This is a genomic window from Pseudoduganella sp. HUAS MS19, assembly GCF_053615455.1.
Map to the genome: position 1 here is coordinate 2,924,096 of NZ_CM132133.1, position 14,925 is coordinate 2,939,020.

General features: G+C 63.3%; 13 protein-coding genes, 3 tRNA genes and 1 pseudogene. 10 read left to right on the forward strand and 7 right to left on the reverse strand.

The window, feature by feature from the left end; genetic code table 11:
* Nucleotides 1-69 precede the first annotated feature (69 nt).
* The gene (locus ACWBU6_RS13385; protein ID WP_452649268.1) at nucleotides 70-1,359 is read right to left on the reverse strand and encodes a D-amino acid dehydrogenase; all 1,290 of its coding nucleotides are present in this window, start codon (nucleotides 1,357-1,359) and stop codon (nucleotides 70-72) included.
* Nucleotides 1,360-1,458: 99 nt separating this feature from the next.
* On the opposite strand from ACWBU6_RS13385, the gene ACWBU6_RS13390 reads away from it, so the two are divergent.
* The 5 genes from ACWBU6_RS13390 (at nucleotide 1,459) to ACWBU6_RS13410 (ending at nucleotide 5,950) form a co-directional block, all read left to right on the forward strand.
* Nucleotides 1,459-1,953 (forward strand): Lrp/AsnC ligand binding domain-containing protein, encoded by a 495-nt coding sequence (locus tag ACWBU6_RS13390; RefSeq protein ID WP_055926035.1) that lies wholly within the window; start codon nucleotides 1,459-1,461, stop codon nucleotides 1,951-1,953.
* Between the two features lie 94 nt (nucleotides 1,954-2,047).
* Complete coding sequence (locus tag ACWBU6_RS13395) at nucleotides 2,048-3,622, forward strand: hypothetical protein (RefSeq protein ID WP_452649269.1); 1,575 nt, start codon at nucleotides 2,048-2,050, stop codon at nucleotides 3,620-3,622.
* Between the two features lie 111 nt (nucleotides 3,623-3,733).
* Entirely contained in the window at nucleotides 3,734-4,192 is a 459-nt protein-coding gene (locus ACWBU6_RS13400) for a hypothetical protein (protein WP_452649270.1), read from the forward strand.
* A gap of 55 nt (nucleotides 4,193-4,247) precedes the next feature.
* Nucleotides 4,248-5,546: an NAD(P)/FAD-dependent oxidoreductase gene (locus ACWBU6_RS13405; RefSeq protein WP_452649271.1), complete on the forward strand. Its 1,299-nt coding sequence runs from the start codon at nucleotides 4,248-4,250 to the stop codon at nucleotides 5,544-5,546.
* The gene (locus ACWBU6_RS13410; protein ID WP_452649272.1) at nucleotides 5,543-5,950 is read left to right on the forward strand and encodes a hypothetical protein; all 408 of its coding nucleotides are present in this window, start codon (nucleotides 5,543-5,545) and stop codon (nucleotides 5,948-5,950) included. Before ACWBU6_RS13405 ends, ACWBU6_RS13410 begins: the two co-directional genes overlap by 4 nt.
* 3 nt (nucleotides 5,951-5,953) lie before the next feature.
* Here ACWBU6_RS13410 and ACWBU6_RS13415 read toward each other — a convergent pair whose 3' ends face one another.
* Nucleotides 5,954-6,637, reverse strand: coding sequence for a sensor histidine kinase (locus tag ACWBU6_RS13415; RefSeq protein WP_452649273.1), 684 nt, complete (start codon nucleotides 6,635-6,637; stop codon nucleotides 5,954-5,956).
* 115 nt (nucleotides 6,638-6,752) lie between these two features.
* On the opposite strand from ACWBU6_RS13415, the gene ACWBU6_RS13420 reads away from it, so the two are divergent.
* A complete protein-coding gene (locus ACWBU6_RS13420) occupies nucleotides 6,753-7,247 on the forward strand; it encodes a hemerythrin domain-containing protein (RefSeq protein ID WP_452649274.1) in 495 nt (164 codons plus the stop codon).
* On the opposite strand, the gene ACWBU6_RS13425 is transcribed toward ACWBU6_RS13420, so the two are convergent.
* Both ACWBU6_RS13425 and ACWBU6_RS13430 read right to left on the reverse strand, forming a co-directional pair.
* Nucleotides 7,248-8,333 carry a hybrid sensor histidine kinase/response regulator gene (locus ACWBU6_RS13425; protein WP_452649563.1) on the reverse strand — a complete coding sequence of 362 codons (1,086 nt, stop codon included), beginning with the start codon at nucleotides 8,331-8,333 and terminating at the stop codon, nucleotides 7,248-7,250.
* Between the two features lie 228 nt (nucleotides 8,334-8,561).
* Nucleotides 8,562-8,879 (reverse strand): annotated as a pseudogene (locus ACWBU6_RS13430) (response regulator); the annotation flags it as partial.
* Between the two features lie 123 nt (nucleotides 8,880-9,002).
* Here ACWBU6_RS13430 and ACWBU6_RS13435 point away from each other — a divergent pair.
* Nucleotides 9,003-9,419, forward strand: a complete 417-nt coding sequence (locus tag ACWBU6_RS13435; RefSeq protein WP_452649275.1) for a hypothetical protein — start codon at nucleotides 9,003-9,005, stop codon at nucleotides 9,417-9,419.
* Between the two features lie 32 nt (nucleotides 9,420-9,451).
* Here the strand turns inward: ACWBU6_RS13435 and ACWBU6_RS13440 are convergent, their stop codons facing one another.
* The 3 genes from ACWBU6_RS13440 to ACWBU6_RS13450 form a co-directional block, all read right to left on the reverse strand.
* Nucleotides 9,452-10,423, reverse strand: coding sequence for a diguanylate cyclase domain-containing protein (locus tag ACWBU6_RS13440; RefSeq protein WP_452649276.1), 972 nt, complete (start codon nucleotides 10,421-10,423; stop codon nucleotides 9,452-9,454).
* A gap of 126 nt (nucleotides 10,424-10,549) precedes the next feature.
* Nucleotides 10,550-13,291 carry an ATP-binding protein gene (locus tag ACWBU6_RS13445; RefSeq protein WP_452649277.1) on the reverse strand — a complete coding sequence of 914 codons (2,742 nt, stop codon included), beginning with the start codon at nucleotides 13,289-13,291 and terminating at the stop codon, nucleotides 10,550-10,552.
* A gap of 47 nt (nucleotides 13,292-13,338) precedes the next feature.
* Entirely contained in the window at nucleotides 13,339-14,151 is an 813-nt protein-coding gene (locus ACWBU6_RS13450; RefSeq protein ID WP_452649278.1) for a response regulator, read from the reverse strand.
* Nucleotides 14,152-14,535: 384 nt separating this feature from the next.
* Here ACWBU6_RS13450 and ACWBU6_RS13455 point away from each other — a divergent pair.
* From ACWBU6_RS13455 to ACWBU6_RS13465, 3 genes are all read left to right on the forward strand, one after another.
* A tRNA-Arg gene (locus ACWBU6_RS13455) sits at nucleotides 14,536-14,612 on the forward strand.
* Nucleotides 14,613-14,707: 95 nt separating this feature from the next.
* A tRNA-Arg gene (locus ACWBU6_RS13460) sits at nucleotides 14,708-14,784 on the forward strand.
* A 54-nt stretch (nucleotides 14,785-14,838) separates the two neighbouring features.
* A tRNA-Arg gene (locus ACWBU6_RS13465) sits at nucleotides 14,839-14,915 on the forward strand.
* Nucleotides 14,916-14,925: the final 10 nt, after the last annotated feature.

The window sequence follows — 14,925 nt, forward strand, 5'->3', positions numbered from 1 at the left end:
GCAATCGGACAAAAGGCGCACATTCGTGCGCCTTTTGTCCGATTGCCGGAGCTGACCCCGACTTTTATCTTAGGCGCCGGCCAGTTGGGGTTGGCGTGCGGACTGTTCCTGGCTGTAACGCGCTGCCGACAAGTCGTCGGCGAAGATGGCCGGGCGCTTGGCGGACATGATGTCGGCCAGCAGTTGCGCCGAGCCGCAGCTCATGGTCCAGCCCAGGGTGCCATGGCCGGTATTGGTGAACAGGTTGCGAATGCCGGTGCGGCCGACGACCGGGGTGCCGTCCGGCGTCATCGGGCGCAGGCCGGTCCAGAAGCTGGCTTCGGCAGTGTTGCCGGCGCCGGGGAACAGGTCGTTCACCACCATTTCCAGCGTTTCGCGGCGGCGTGGGTTGAGCCTGGTGTTGTAGCCGGCAATCTCCGCCATGCCGCCAACGCGGATGCGGTCGTCGAAGCGGGTCACTGCGATCTTGTAGGTTTCGTCGAGGATGGTCGAGGTCGGGGCCTTCCCGCCATCGACGATCGGCACGGTGATCGAGTAGCCTTTCAGCGGGTACACAGGAATCTCGAACAGCTCTTTGAGGAACGGGGTCGAGTAGGCGCCCAGCGCCACCACGAAGGAGTCGCCTTCCACCAGCTCGGCGCCGCATTGCACGCCCTTGACCTTGTCGCCTTCCATCGCCAGCCGGTCGATCGCAACGCCGTAACGGAACTTGACGCCCAGTTCTTTTGCCATCGCTTCCAGGCGGGTGGTGAACATCTGGCAGTCGCCGGTTTCATCGTTCGGCAGGCGCAGGCCGCCGACCAGCTTGTGCTGCGATGCGGCCAGGCCTGGCTCGGCCTTCATCAGGTCGGCGCCGGTCAACAGTTCATATGGCACGCCGGTTTCTTTCAGGACTTCAATGTCCTTGGCTGCGCCATCGAGCTGGGCCTGGGTGCGGAACAGCTGGGTGGTGCCTTGCTGGCGGCCTTCGTATGCGATGCCGGTGGCGGCGCGCAGCACTTTAAAGCAGTCGCGGCTGTATTCAGCCAGGCGCACCATGCGCTCCTTGTTGATTGCATAAGATTCGGCATTGCAATTGCGCAGCATCTGCCACATCCACTTCAGCTGGAAGGTGGTGCCGTCAGGGGTGATGGAGAGCGGCGCATGGCGCTGCAACATCCATTTCATGGCTTTCAGCGGAATGCCGGGGGCGGCCCATGGCGAGGCGTAGCCGGGCGAAATCTGGCCGGCGTTGGCGAAGCTGGTTTCCAGGGCAGGGCCCGGCTGGCGGTCGAGGACGGTGACGTCATGGCCGGCCTGGGCCAGGTAATAGGCACTGGTGACGCCGATGACGCCGCTGCCAAGGATAACTACGCGCATGAATTGCCTCCGGAATATTTGTTGCGGATTATTTTGCTATGATAAGTAAGTTTTCCTAGTATTTGTTACTATATGAAAAGCTCAAAACAGTAAAAAGTCATGCGAATCCAAAAAGAATCGGCCCGGGGACTGGATAAGATTGACCGAAAGATACTGCGCATCCTGCAGGAGGACGCCCGCATCGCCATGAAGGACCTGAGCGAGCAGGTCGGGCTGTCCATTACGCCGACCATCGAGCGGGTCAAGCGCATGGAGCGCGATGGAGTGATTGCCGGGTATCACGCGCGCCTCAATCCGCGCGCCCTCGGCGCCAGTTTGCTGGTGTTCGTCGAAATCACGCTGAACCAGAAGTCGGCCAGCCATTTCGAGCAATTCCGCCGCGAAGTGCTGCGCATTCCGGAAGTGCAGGAGTGCCACCTGGTGTCGGGCGATTTCGATTACCTGATCAAAGCCCGCATCCATGAGATGGCGGAATACCGCAAGCTGCTTGGCGACATGCTGCTGAACCTGCCGGGCGCTGCGCAATCGAAGTCTTATGTCGTCATGGAGGAAATCAAGGAAACCTTGATTCTGCCCACTGAGCCCGCGCCCTAGCCGGCAAGCATGGCCGATCCGGATCAAACTGTTTGGGGGATGAGCGCTCTTGGTCTAGAATGCCATTAACCTGGACTGGCCGAACGGAGAATTTGTGCAAAGCACTTATGGAGCCGCGAGCGTCACCCCGCCAGCCGCCGCCGCGCAGGCTGCCCCCGAGCACGCTGTCCTTTTGCGTGGCCTCGATGAACACCTCTCTTCCGACCAGAGCTTTACTTCCAGCCTGGCCCGTACCGTTGGCGCGATCGCCAGCACCGACGGCAGCCTGACCCTGGCCCAATTTGCCGCCGTGACCGACCTGGCCGGCGATGGCCGCGCCTCCGCCGTCTTCACCGCGATCATGCTGAACGCTATCGAATGCGGCATTTCCGTCGACTGGGCGCTGCAGGCGCTGGCCCGGTCCAGTCCGACTGTCGCCGAGCAGGCGCGGCACAAGGCCTTTAACCTGATGAAGCCGCTGTTGGCGCTGCAAGGCACCGCCGCGCGGCCGCTGGCGCAAAAGATCGCCAAGGCACTGCACGTCAAGCTCACCCCGGAACAGTTGTTCGGCTTGCCGCCGGAAGAAGAGCGCCGCCTGCTTAGCAACCTGGGCAACCAGGCGCGCAAGCTGGTCAAGGGCAGGGGGCTGGCCGATGCCGTGGCCGATTTCGGCCGCTCGATGGGCCACGCCGAACTGCTCAACCACGCGCGCGGCTACAACGGTGGGCTGATGAGCCAGGAAGAGCTGCAGGACGCCGTCGAGCGTGCCGTGTCCACCATCTGCCAGGGCATCGAGAGTTATCGCGAACACGAAAGTTCGCCGCTGGCGTGCGAGGCCAGCGCTGCCGGCTTGTTGGCCACGGCCCAGCAGTTGCGCCAGCAAGTGCAGCAGCGCCTGGCGCTGGTCGATGCGCGCATCGCTTACGAGCGCCGCCTGCTGAACCAGGATATCGACGATGCCGTGCACGATGCCGGCAACGCGATCGAACTGGCGCTGGCCTGCCAGCCGGAAGTCAATGAACGCGCCAGCGGCGAGCAATTCGGCAAGGAAATGGAGTCGCGCCTGGACCGCGTCGTGCGGCGCAAGGAAGAAGCACTGGACTTGCTGCAGCACGACCTGTCGCTGTTCCAGTCCGACATCCGCCTGACCCAGAGCACCGTGTTTGAACGCCAGCACCACGCCACGCTGGCGCGCCTGATGCCGCGCATGCGTGTCGGCACCCGCCTGGCACAGACGGTGGATGCCGCAGCCAATCTCACCCTGATGGGCAGCGCCGTCGCAGCCGCCAGCACCGGTACCGCGGCCTACCTGTTCGGCGTTGCGGTGGTGCTGCCGGTGGTGGCGCCGGCCGCGCCCTTCGTCGGCGGTGCAGTGTTGCTGGCGGGCGCATTCAAGTGGTTTGCCGATGCCGGCCGCCGCAAGCGCTCGGAAATCCAGGACCGTCGCAGCGCCTTCGAAGACGAGCTGCGTAAGCGCTTGCAGGAAGTGCAGGCCGCTTTCGGCCGCCAGTTGGACCGCATTGCCTCCAGCTTCCATGAATCGGCAACCCAGTTGCTGACGCCGTTGATGCTGGAGGCGGAAGCGGCCGGCCGTGTGCAGGCGGTCCGCAAACGTATTGCCGATAAGGTAATTTCCCAAGCCCATGGCGCGATTTCCCAGCTGCGCGCGGCAATGAGCGCGCACGCCTGATGTGTTGCGTTTCGGCAATGTCTGTGCGTTGCTGAACGTAAGTCGCCAACTTGCTTTGGTACAATAACTGGCGGGCAACGCACTTTTTCAACTACTTATATAATCACGACCATGAAGACCCAGCTCTTAGCCGCCGCCATGCTGGCGCTCAGCACTTCTGCTTTCGCCACCGATGTTGGCGTGTCTGTCACCATCGGCCAGCCAGGCTTCTATGGCCGCATCGATCTCGGCAACATGGCGCCGCCGCCAGTGCTGTACCCGCAGCCGGTGATTATCCAGCGCCCGGCACGCATCATTGCCGAGCCGCTCTACCTGCGCGTACCGCCAGGCCATGCCAAGAACTGGGGCAAGCATTGCGGCAAGTACAACGCTTGCGGCCGCAATGTCTACTTCGTGCGCGACGAGTGGTACACCAACGAATACGCCCCGCGCTACCGCGACAGCCATCGCGGCGGCCGCGACCGCGATTACGACCGTGACGACCGCGACGATGACCGCGGCCACGGCAAACACAAGGACAAGGGCCATGGCCACGGCCATGGCCATGGCCATGGCAAGCATAAAGATTAACCCGGTGGCATAGCCGGGCTGGCAGCCCGCTCCCCACCGATGTCAGGAGAACTGTTTGCAGAGCAAATATGTGATCGTAGGTGGCGGGGCGGGCGGCCTGGAGCTGGCCTGCAAACTGGGCCGCAAACTTGGCCCGCAACAGGTGATGCTGGTCGATAGCCGGCTTTACCACATCTGGAAGCCGTCGCTGCACGAAGTGGCGGCCGGCACCCTGGATATCCACCAGGAGGGCTTGTCCTACCAGATGCTGGCGCACGACAATGGCTTCACCTATGTCTATGGCGCCATGACGGCACTGGACAGCGGCGGCAGGCAAATCACCGTCGCGGCCATTACCAGCGAAGGCGGCGAGACCGTCCTGCCGGAGCGCCGCATCGGCTACGAGTCGCTGGTGATGGCAGTCGGCAGCACCTCCAATTATTTCGGCGTGCCGGGCGCGGCCGAGAACACCATTTCCCTGAACGCTACCGAGGACGCGGAACGCTTCCGCCTGACCCTGCTCAAGCTGCTGACGCGCGCTGCGCTGCAGAAAGGCGCGCAGCAGGGTGCTTCCGGCGTCGATGTCGTGATCATCGGCGGCGGCGCCACCGGTGTCGAGCTGGCGGCGGAATTGCGCGAAGCCAGCGGGGTCTACACTTCTTACGGCTTCGGCCACCTTGACCCGGTCCGCGATGTGCGCATTACGCTGCTGGAGGGGGCGCCGCGCATCCTGGCACCGCTGCCCGAGCGCGTATCGAGTGCAGCGCTGAAGCTGCTTCACGAACGCGGCATCAAGGTGGTGACCGATTGCCGCGTGACCGCGATTGCCGAGGACCACGTTGCCGTTGGCGAGCAGCGCTACGCCGCGGATATCGTGGTGTGGGCGGCCGGCATCAAGGCGCCGGCCTTCCTGGCCTCGCTTGGCCTGCCGACGGCCAAGGGCGGCCAGATCGAAGTCAGCGGCGAGCTGCAGGTCAAGGGCGTGCCCGGGGTCTATGCGTTGGGCGATTGCGCGCAGTGCATGGGCGCCGACGGCAAGCCGGTGCCGCCGCGTGCCCAGGCCGCGCACCAGCAGGCAGACTACCTGCTGGAGACATTCATGCGCCAGGTGAAGGGCAAGCCCCCGCAAGGCAAGCCCTATGCATACCGCGATTATGGCTCGCTGGTCTCGTTCGGCCAGTCGACTTCGGTGGGCAGCCTGATGGGATCGCTGCGCGGTTTCAACTGGTTCGTGGAGGGCTTCTTCGCGCGCATGATGTACGTCAGCCTGCACCTGCTGCACCACCAGGCGGTGCTGGGTACCATTCGCACCGGCGTGCTGGCCTTGGCGCGCTTCCTCGTCAAACGGGCCACGCCGCTGGTCAAGCTGCATTGAGGGTCCTGCTGGCTGGCGCCGCCGCCGCCGCGCTGCTGGGCGGCTGCTATAACCGCGCCGGCGACCTGGCCGAACTGTCGCGCCATCATGCGGCTGTGGCAGGGCGTGTCGTCGTCCTGGATTGCCATAACGCCGGCCAATGGTGGTATGAGTTCGAGTTGGCAGGCAAGCGCCGGCGGGGCCCGGTGCACGAGCCGGCCGGCTGCGGCCGGCGCCAGCTCGGCGACAGCGTCACGGTCTACTACAACCCCGCGGCGCCACAGGTGCATCGCGCCGTCGACCCGGTCACGGCATATGAACAGGAGCGCGGCTTTCACGTGCCGACCTGGCTCTGGTTCGGCATTGGCGCATTGGCGCTGCCGCTCTCGGCCTGGATGGCGCTCAGGCGCGGCAGCAGGCGCTAGGCTTCAGCTGACCGGCCCCTTGGGCAGGGTGACGGTCAGGGCCGCGCCCTGGCTGCCATTGGCGGCCAGGACCAGCGAGCCGCCGAGGAAGATGGCGCGCTCGCGGATCATGCGCAAGCCGTGGTGCTGGTGCCAGTCGCCGTCGGCCACGGCGGCCTGCCCCAGGCCGACGCCGTCATCCTTCACCATCAGCACGATGCTGTCTGCCATATCGTCGACAATCACCTCGACCTTGCTGGCGCGTGCATGCGTTGCCACATTGCGCAAGCCTTCTTCCGCGGCGCGCAGCAATACCACGCGGTGCGCGCGCGGACAGGCCGGTTCGTCTTCGGGTAGGCTGCAGTAGGCTTGCATCAGGTGTTCCGCACCGAACTGGGCCACCAGTTCACCCAGCGCCACCCGCAAGCCGAGGAATTCCAGCTTGTCGTTCCACAGCTTGTGCTGCATGCCGCGGTTGGTTTCGATGATGTTGTGCAGCAGGTTCTTCATCTGTGCTGCACGGTCGAGCAGGGCGGGCTCCTGCGGCAGCTTGGAAGTCAACAGGCCCAGGTGCATGGTCAGGGCCGTCAGGGAAGAACCGAGGCTGTCGTGCATCTGGCGCGACAGGGCGCGCCGCTCGTCGTCCCAGCAATTGTTGACGTAACCCAGCAGCTCCCGCAGTTCGGCGGCGTCCGTGTTAGCAGACATATGTTTGGCAGTCCATGTTTATTGCCTTGATCATACATGAGGATGGTCGTGGGGTGGCGCACATACAGCCAGCCGTGCGCCTGTCAATCTGGCAGCTCACCAGAGGAGATGCCAAATGAAAGATGCCATTGCTTTGTTGAAACAAGACCATGCCAACGTCAAAGCCATGTTCCAGCAATTCGACGAATTGGGCGACCGCGCTTTCTCCAGCAAGAAGAAGCTGGCCGACAAGATTTGCCTCGAACTGACCAAGCACGCCACCGCCGAAGAAGAAATCTTCTATCCGGCCGTGCGCGCAGCTTCGAAAGAAGCCGAAGACCTGGTCGACGAGGCAACGGTTGAACATTCGAGCGCCAAGGACCTGATCGCGCAGATCGGTGAAATGGACCCGCATGACGAGCTGTTTGACGCCAAGGTCAAGGTGCTGGGCGAGTACATCAATCACCACGTCAAGGAAGAGGAGGGTGAAATGTTCCCCCAGGCGAAAAAAGCCGGCCTTGACCTGCAGGCCATGGCGCGCGAGATCGAAGCGCGCAAGGACGAAATCGATTTCGTGCCGCCGCGCCTGCCGCAGGCGCCGGCCAGCCAGGCCGGACGCGCACGCGCCTGATCACGAACGCATGGTGGCCGGCGTGCGCGCCAGGCATTCGTCGATGGCGCGCAGCAGCTGCTCGACGTCGACCGGCTTTACCAGGTGCATGTCGAAACCGGCGTCCATCACGCGGCGCTGGTCGTCGGCCAGGCCATAGCCGGTCAGGGCGATCAGTTTGATGTGGTGGGTATCCGGATTGGCGCGCATGCGGCGCGCCACTTCATAGCCGTCGATGCCCGGCAGGCCAATGTCGACCAGGGCGATGTCGGGCTTGTCCGCAGCAGCCTTGGCCAGGCCCTGGAAACCGTCGGCGGCATGCTGCACCGGGTAACCGTAGCAGCCCAGCATCATGGCCATCATTTCGCGGCCGTCGTCGTTGTCCTCGACCAGCAGCACGGCTGGTTTCGGCTGTTCGCTTGTGTCCATGGGAAGTGCCTTTGGTTCATTTACATGCTCGATGCAGGGAAGGTGCAGGGTGAAGGTGCTGCCTTCGCCCGGGCCATCGCTTTCAGCATACACATTGCCGCCGTGCAGTTCCACCAGGCGCCGCACCAGCGACAGCCCGATGCCGAGGCCGCCTTGCGCGCGATCGAGCGTGCTGGTGCCTTGCACGAAAACGTCGAATACTTGCGGCAGCAGTTCGGCGGAAATGCCGACGCCGCTATCGTGCACGCTGATGGTGACTTCGCCATCGTCCACATCGCTCAGCAGCTCGATGCGGCCGCCGGGCGGCGTATATTTGAGCGCGTTGTCCAGCAGGTTGCTGATGACCTGTTCCATGCGCGTCGCGTCGCCATGGATCCAGCACGGCGCGATTTCGGCCACCACATGGTAGTCCTCGAACCGGCCGGTGGCGCGAAAGGTTTCCAGCGTGGTCTTGAGCAGGGCCGCCAGGTCCAGCGGCAGGCGATTGAGCAGGATCTTGCCCGACATGGCCCGACTCAGGTCAAGCAAGTCGTCCACTATGCGGCCCAGGTGCCGGCTCTGGCGCTGGATAATCTTCTTGGCGTGGCTCACGCTGTCGGCATTTACGCCCGGCAAGCCAATCAGCGAAGCGGCACTGCTGATGGCCGACAGCGGGTTGCGCAACTCATGGCCAAGCATGGCCAGGAATTCATCCTTGGCGTGGCTGGCGCGTTCGGCGGTCTTGCGCTCTTCGATCTCGCGCAGCAGGCGCTGGTTGCTGGCGATCAGGTCGGTAGTGCGCTGGCTCAGCTGGCGCGCCTGGCGCCGTAACTCTTCGTTTTTGGTGGCGAGCGACACGAAGACACTGATCTTGGCGTACAGCATCTGCGGGATCACTGGCGTGAACAGGAAATCGACCGCGCCTTTCTGGTAAGCCTTCAGGCGGTCCAGTTCATCGGCCACGAAGGCGGTGATGAAGATGATGGGGATGTCCGAGGAACGCGGCCGCTGGTGGATCGCTTCCGCCGTTTCGAAACCGTCCATGCCCGGCATATTCACATCGAGCAGGATGACCGCGAAGTCGTGCGTGAGCACCTCGCGCAACGCTTCCTCGCCCGAACGCGCGGCGACCACTTCGTAATTCTCTTGCGCGGCCCACTGCTCCAGCAGGTTCGTCAGCGCGAAGAGACTGTTGGCATCGTCGTTGACGACGAGGATCTTTGGCTTGTCCACCTGCCTGATCATAGCGGCGCCCCTTTACCGTGTCAAAAGAACACATGCCAATCGAACACGCGTTGTGTTCGCACGCGCACAGTCAGGCGGGAGCCCTGCTGCCATAGTGAAAACTCGTCCAATGGAGGAGTGACCATGAATATCGACACCATCGTTGACAAAGAGTATGTGGACAAGAGCTTCCGCGAACTGGCCGACGCCCCCATCAGCGCCTTGCGCGGCCTGAGCCCGAAAGACGCCAAGGCCATGCATACCGCCTTTGGCGTGACCACCGTCCGCGAACTGGCGCAGCTCAACTTCGTGCGCTGGGCTTGCGCCATTGCCATCCTGGCCGACGAAGAACAACTGGCGCCCGCCGAAAAGGCCAAGGAGGAACTGCTGGACGATGCGGTCGAAATGACCTTCCCGGCCAGCGACCCGATCTCGGTCGATGCCGGCATCACGCGCATTGAAGTGGCACCGGAAAAGGTCGACGCGCAGCAGGATCACCAGCACGCAGGCAAGGTCGAAGAATCGACCGAAATCGGCCGCGAGGCGGAAACCACATCGTGAGCGGCATGGCGGCCTGGCGCATCAGGCCCGCTTCAGGCTGCTGTTACGTGGGCTTGCGGCGCCTGCGCCGCGTCGGTTGACGCTGCGGCGCAATAGCGGTTCTTGCCGGTGCGCTTGGCTTCGTACAGTGCCGCATCGGCGACATGCATCAGGTTGTCGACGGTTGTGGCGTCATCCGGATAGAGCGCGATGCCGAGGCTGGTCGACAACTGCAAGGTCAAGCCGTTCACCAGGTAAGGCTGGGCCACTACTTCGATCAGCTTGCTGGCCGGTTCCTGCGCATCGGCCAGGGTGCCCACTTCGCCCAGCACGATCACGAATTCATCGCCGCCGATGCGCGCCACGGTATCTTCCTTGCGGGCGGAATTGACCAGGCGCTGCGCCACCTGCTTGAGGATTTCATCGCCGTAGGCGTGGCCGTGGGTATCGTTGATGGCCTTGAAGCCATCGAGGTCGAGGTACATCACGGCGGCGCGGCGCTGCTGGCGCGCGGCGTGCTGCAGCGCGGTGGCAATCCGGTCTTCCAGCAGGCGGCGGTTGGGCAGGCCGGTCAGCGGGTCATGCAAGGCCAGTTCCTGCTGCTGCTTGCTGTAAGAAGCCAGTTCTTTGTACAGCAGGCGCACTTCCAGCATATTGTGGATGCGCTTGTGGACTTCCAGCAGGTCGAACGGCTTGCTGATGAAGTCGCGCGCGCCCGCTTCCAGCGCGGCGATCTTAAAGCTGGGCTGGGCGGTCAGGGCCAGCACCGGCAAATAGCCTTCCTGTTCGATTTCCTTCAGGCCCTTCATGACCTGGAAGCCATTTAGTTCCGGCATCTGCAGGTCGAGCAAGATCAGATCATAGCGATGCTGGCGGTGCAGGGGGCAAACCTGCTCCGGCAGCATGGTGGCCGTGACATTGGTGTAACCGGCATCGCGCAGGATTTCCAACATCAGGTCGATATTGTCTGCGCAATCGTCAACTACCAAGATCTTGGCATTCAGGATCTCATCAGGGCTTGGCATGGCGGTCTCGGGAACTGGACTCTCAGTGTATCTTGCGACAGTTTGCCGCGGCGCACGTGTCATTTACCAGTCTAGCAAAGATTTCGGCAGTTTCTTGTAGGACATTTTCCCGTGCGCCGGTAGTCCTCAACCACCCTTGCTGGCGAGGCAAACGCGCTCGATGGTGGCTACCAGTTCAGAAGGTTCGATGGGTTTGGGCACATGGTCGAGAAAGCCCGATTCGAGGGCATGCAGGCGGTCTTCGGGACGGGCAAAGGCGGTCAGGGCGATGGCGGGCAGGGCGCCGCCGCGTGCCGGGCCCAGGGCGCGAATTCTTGATAACAGTTCAAAACCGTCAACATCGGGCATGCCGATATCGCTCACCAGCAAGTCGTAGCGCCCGCCACGCGCCAGGGCAACCGCCTCGGCGGCATTGGCGGCGGCCTGCACTTCGCAGTTGCAATCACGCAAGATCCGGCCGACCAGTTCGCGCGCGTCGGCCTCGTCGTCAACCAGCAACACTTTCATGCCGCCCAGGTCGCGCAAGCCCAGCTCGGGCAGGGGCACGCTTTCGCTGCGCGGCGGACTGTGCATGCGGGCCGCGCGGATTTCCCCGCTTGCCAGCGGCAGCCGCACGCTGAAACTGGAACCCATGCCTTCGCCTTCGCTGGCCGCCGACACGGTGCCGCCATGCTGCTCCACCAGGTGCTTGACGATGGACAGGCCCAGGCCGAGGCCACCGTGCCGGCGCGTGGTGGAAGCGTCGGCCTGGCGGAAGCGTTCGAACACATAGGGCAGGAACTCGTGGCGGATGCCAAGGCCGTTGTCGGTCACCGTGATATCGACATGGCCCTGGTGCGCCCAGACCGAGGCGCGCACCGTGCCGCCGCGCGGGGTGAACTTGAGTGCGTTGGTGAGCAGGTTCCACACCACTTGCTGCAGGCGGTTGGCGTCGCCCGCCACGTGGCCGGTAGGGGAGAAGTCGCGTTCGAGCCGGATGCCTTTGGCCTCGGCTGCCGGGCGCACAGCTTCCAGCGCGGCGTCGACCACCACGCCCGGCATCAGCAGCTTCATGTCCAGCAAGACCTTGCCCGAGGTGATGCGGCCCATGTCCAGCAGGTCTTCGATCAGCTGCGCCTGGGCGCGCGCATTGCGCTCGATGGTTTCCAGGCCGCGCAACTGTTCTTCCGGCGTGCGGTTGCCGCGCCGCAGCACCTGGGCCCAACCCAGGATGGCCGTCAGCGGCGTGCGCAGTTCGTGCGACAGCGTGGCCAGGAATTCATCCTTCATCTGGTTGCTGCGCTCGGCCTCGGCGCGCGCATTGCGTTCCCGGTCCAGCAGCACCTTGCGCTCTTCCGCGGCGCGCTGGGCCGCATCGACCATGCGCGCATTGTCGATGGCAATACCGGCCTGGGCTGCCACGCCGCTGACGATGCGTTCCGTGCGCTCGTTGAACATATGCGGTTCCGGGTGGCCGAAGAACAGCGTGCCCACCACTTCCCCTGCACGCGCCAGCACCGGTACGGCCAGGCCGCTGCGCACTTGCGGATGCGGCAAGCCCTGGAAGTCATCCGGTGGCGCGCCCGACAAGGTATGCATGGCCTGCTTGCCGCCGTCGGCGCCGGCGCCGTGATAGAAGAAGGCGCCAAAGCGGGCGCCGGAAATGCTGGTCGCGGCATCGGTGACCTCCTGCAGCAACGAATGCAGGTCACGGTTCTGTACCAGGGCGGTGCCGGTGCTGTTCAGCAGTTCGAGGATATTGGTTTCATCGCGCAACTGCTCCTGTACGCGCTTGACCTGGTCGACGTCGGTGCTGGTGCCGAACCAGCGCAGGATGCGGCCGCTGGCATCGCGCATGGCGTTGGCGCGTGTCAGGAACCAGCGGTACTGGCCGTCGCGCGCGCGGATCGGGAATTCCATTTCGAACGGGCGCCCGGTTTCCACCGACATGCGCCAGTGCGCCAGCATGGCGGGAATCGCTTCCGGCGCGTACACCTGGCGCCAGCCCTCGCCCAGCATATGGCGGTCGTCCATCCCCGTGTACTCCTGCCAGCGCTCGTTGTACCACATCATGGCGCCGTCGCTGCTGGCGATCCAGGCCAGTTGCGGCATGCTGTTGGCAAGGGCGCGCAATTCCTCCTCGCTGTTGCGCAAGGCGTCTTCAGTGGATTTGCGCGCCGTGATGTCCTGCACCATGCCGACTACGCCGCGCAACTGGCCTTCGTCGCTGAAATCGCCGTGGCCGATCACGGACAGCCAGCAGGTGTCGCCGTTACGGTGCCGGATACGGCATTCGACGTTGAAATCGCGGCGCGACTGGACGGCATCGGTGAAGGCCTGTTCCACCACCTTGAAGTCTCGCCGGGCGATGCGGTCGCGCAGCACCGGCCAGGTAATGGGGATTTCGGCCGGCAGTTCGAAAATTTCGGCAGCGCGGCGGCCCAGGCGCACCTGGTTGCTGGCGGCATTCCACTCCCAATCGCCAAGCCGGCCGGCGGCCAGCGCCACCTGCAACCGGTTGGTGCTCTCGCGCAGGCCGCGCTCATGCAGCTTGCGCTGGTGGATGTCGAGCAACAGGCAAGTCATGCCGAGCGGCGACGGCCAGGCGCGCACTTCCAGCCAGCGCTGGCTGGGCTGGTAGAACAGTTCGCAGCTGGCGGGCAGGCCCTGCTCGAGGGTGCGGCGCAGCGGCGCTTGCAATGCGCCGGCGAGGGCAGGGAAGGCTTGCCACAGCTGCTGGCCGCGCAGATCGTGCAAGGTGGGCACTGGCGGCAGCAGCATGTCCGCCGCTTTGGGATTCAGGTATTGAACGGTCCAGTCCCGGGCTATGACGGCAAAGCCGTCACCCATGCTATCCAGTACGTTGTGCGTGCGGGGATCGGGACTCATAACGTTCGATTGTAGCCTTGACAAGCAACTTGCCGACGCACCATTGCTCAATGCAAACCTTGCAACACCTGCTGGAGCTGCTCGATGTCGTATGGCTTTTGCATGGAAACGGCGGGGAAGTCGAGGTGGCTGGTCAAAGACTGGCTGTAGCCTGAAGCAAAGATAATGCGCAGGCGTGGCTGGCGCTGGATGGCTGTGCGGCCCAATTCGACGCCGCTCATGCCGGGCAGGCTGACGTCGCTGAACAGCACATCGTATTCCGCCTTGGCCAGCAGCTCGAGGGCCGCTTCGCCATTGGCTGCGGCGCTGACTTGGTGGCCGAAGGCGCGCAGCATTTCACAGACGAGGTATTGGGCGTCCTGGTTGTCTTCCACCACCAGGATGCGCAAATGGCCGTCGTTGGCGGCCGCGGCGGGCGCGGCGGCGGCGCTGGGCGGAGCCAGCGTGCACAGGATGCCGCCTACTTCGCCATCGGCCCCGCGCAAGGGCGTGTAATGCAGGTCAAAGCTTGCCTCCGCCATATGGCCGTCGCGCCACAGCTTGATTGGCTGGCGCGGAAAGACCAGGCTTTGCCCGTTCCAGGCTTGTTCGATGGCGGGCGGGTTCCAGCTCCAGGCGGAAGGCGGCACGGCCGGCACGGTGCCGCCGGGCGGCACTGCGCTGGCGCTGCCCACATTGCTGGCGTAGGCCTGGTTGTAGAGCATGATTTGCCGGTGGCTCCACATCAGCAGCATCGGCAGCGGCGTGTTGAGCATGATGTCCAGTGCCAGGCGCAGCGGCGCGGGCCAGCTTTCCTGCGGGCCGAGATCGGAGCGCGACCAGTCCTGGGTTGCCATGCTTTCACCTGCGATTTGCGCCATGTCGTATCAGTGCCGGGATGTCAATATGGGCAATGCTACACCAAGGGCGGCAAAAAAAAAGGCCCGCTATCCGCGGGCCCGAATTCTATTTTCTTGGAGGAGAATAGAGGAGACAGGTGAATGATGCTGTATCGCGGGACAAAGATCCAATTTCCGTTCATGATGAGAGAAATACGTTTCATGAATGAAGTAATAATGTCCGAAAGGCAACGAAAGAAATTGTGTCGCAATACTGGACAAGCGGGAAACACCCACATATAATTCTGCCTCCTTGCACAGGATACTGCGCAGGAAAGAGCCGGAAACGCCGGTTTCGCCTAGGAAAGTTGAGTAGAATGTAAGCTTTCCAAAACGAAATTCATGCGATATAATCCTGCTTCTTAAGCGGCTGTAGCTCAGCTGGATAGAGTACTTGGCTACGAACCAAGGGGTCGTGGGTTCGATTCCTGCCAGCCGCGCCAGAATTTGCAGTAAATGTTTGGGCCCTTCGCTGTCGAGCGGAGGGAGTAGCAGGAAGTTGGTAGTATGCATAACTGACTGTTATAATTTAGTTTTTGCGGCTGTAGCTCAGCTGGATAGAGTACTTGGCTACGAACCAAGGGGTCGTGGGTTCGATTCCTGCCAGCCGCGCCAGATTTTGTAAGGGTTGTACCCGCCGCTGTCGAGCGGCGAGGAAAAAGCAGTTTTGCGGCTGTAGCTCAGCTGGATAGAGTACTTGGCTACGAACCAAGGGGTCGTGGGTTCGATTCCTGCCAGCCGCGCCAAATTGAAAGG

Coding starts and splice junctions, on each gene's coding strand:
- ACWBU6_RS13390 (WP_055926035.1), top strand. CDS start 1,459: ATGCGAATCCAAAAAGAATCGGCCCGGGGACTGGATAAGATTGACCGA.
- ACWBU6_RS13425 (WP_452649563.1), bottom strand. CDS start 8,333: ATGCTTGGCCATGAGTTGCGCAACCCGCTGTCGGCCATCAGCAGTGCC.
- ACWBU6_RS13420 (WP_452649274.1), top strand. CDS start 6,753: ATGAAAGATGCCATTGCTTTGTTGAAACAAGACCATGCCAACGTCAAA.
- ACWBU6_RS13385 (WP_452649268.1), bottom strand. CDS start 1,359: ATGCGCGTAGTTATCCTTGGCAGCGGCGTCATCGGCGTCACCAGTGCC.
- ACWBU6_RS13435 (WP_452649275.1), top strand. CDS start 9,003: ATGAATATCGACACCATCGTTGACAAAGAGTATGTGGACAAGAGCTTC.
- ACWBU6_RS13440 (WP_452649276.1), bottom strand. CDS start 10,423: ATGCCAAGCCCTGATGAGATCCTGAATGCCAAGATCTTGGTAGTTGAC.
- ACWBU6_RS13450 (WP_452649278.1), bottom strand. CDS start 14,151: ATGGCGCAAATCGCAGGTGAAAGCATGGCAACCCAGGACTGGTCGCGC.
- ACWBU6_RS13445 (WP_452649277.1), bottom strand. CDS start 13,291: ATGAGTCCCGATCCCCGCACGCACAACGTACTGGATAGCATGGGTGAC.
- ACWBU6_RS13415 (WP_452649273.1), bottom strand. CDS start 6,637: ATGTCTGCTAACACGGACGCCGCCGAACTGCGGGAGCTGCTGGGTTAC.
- ACWBU6_RS13400 (WP_452649270.1), top strand. CDS start 3,734: ATGAAGACCCAGCTCTTAGCCGCCGCCATGCTGGCGCTCAGCACTTCT.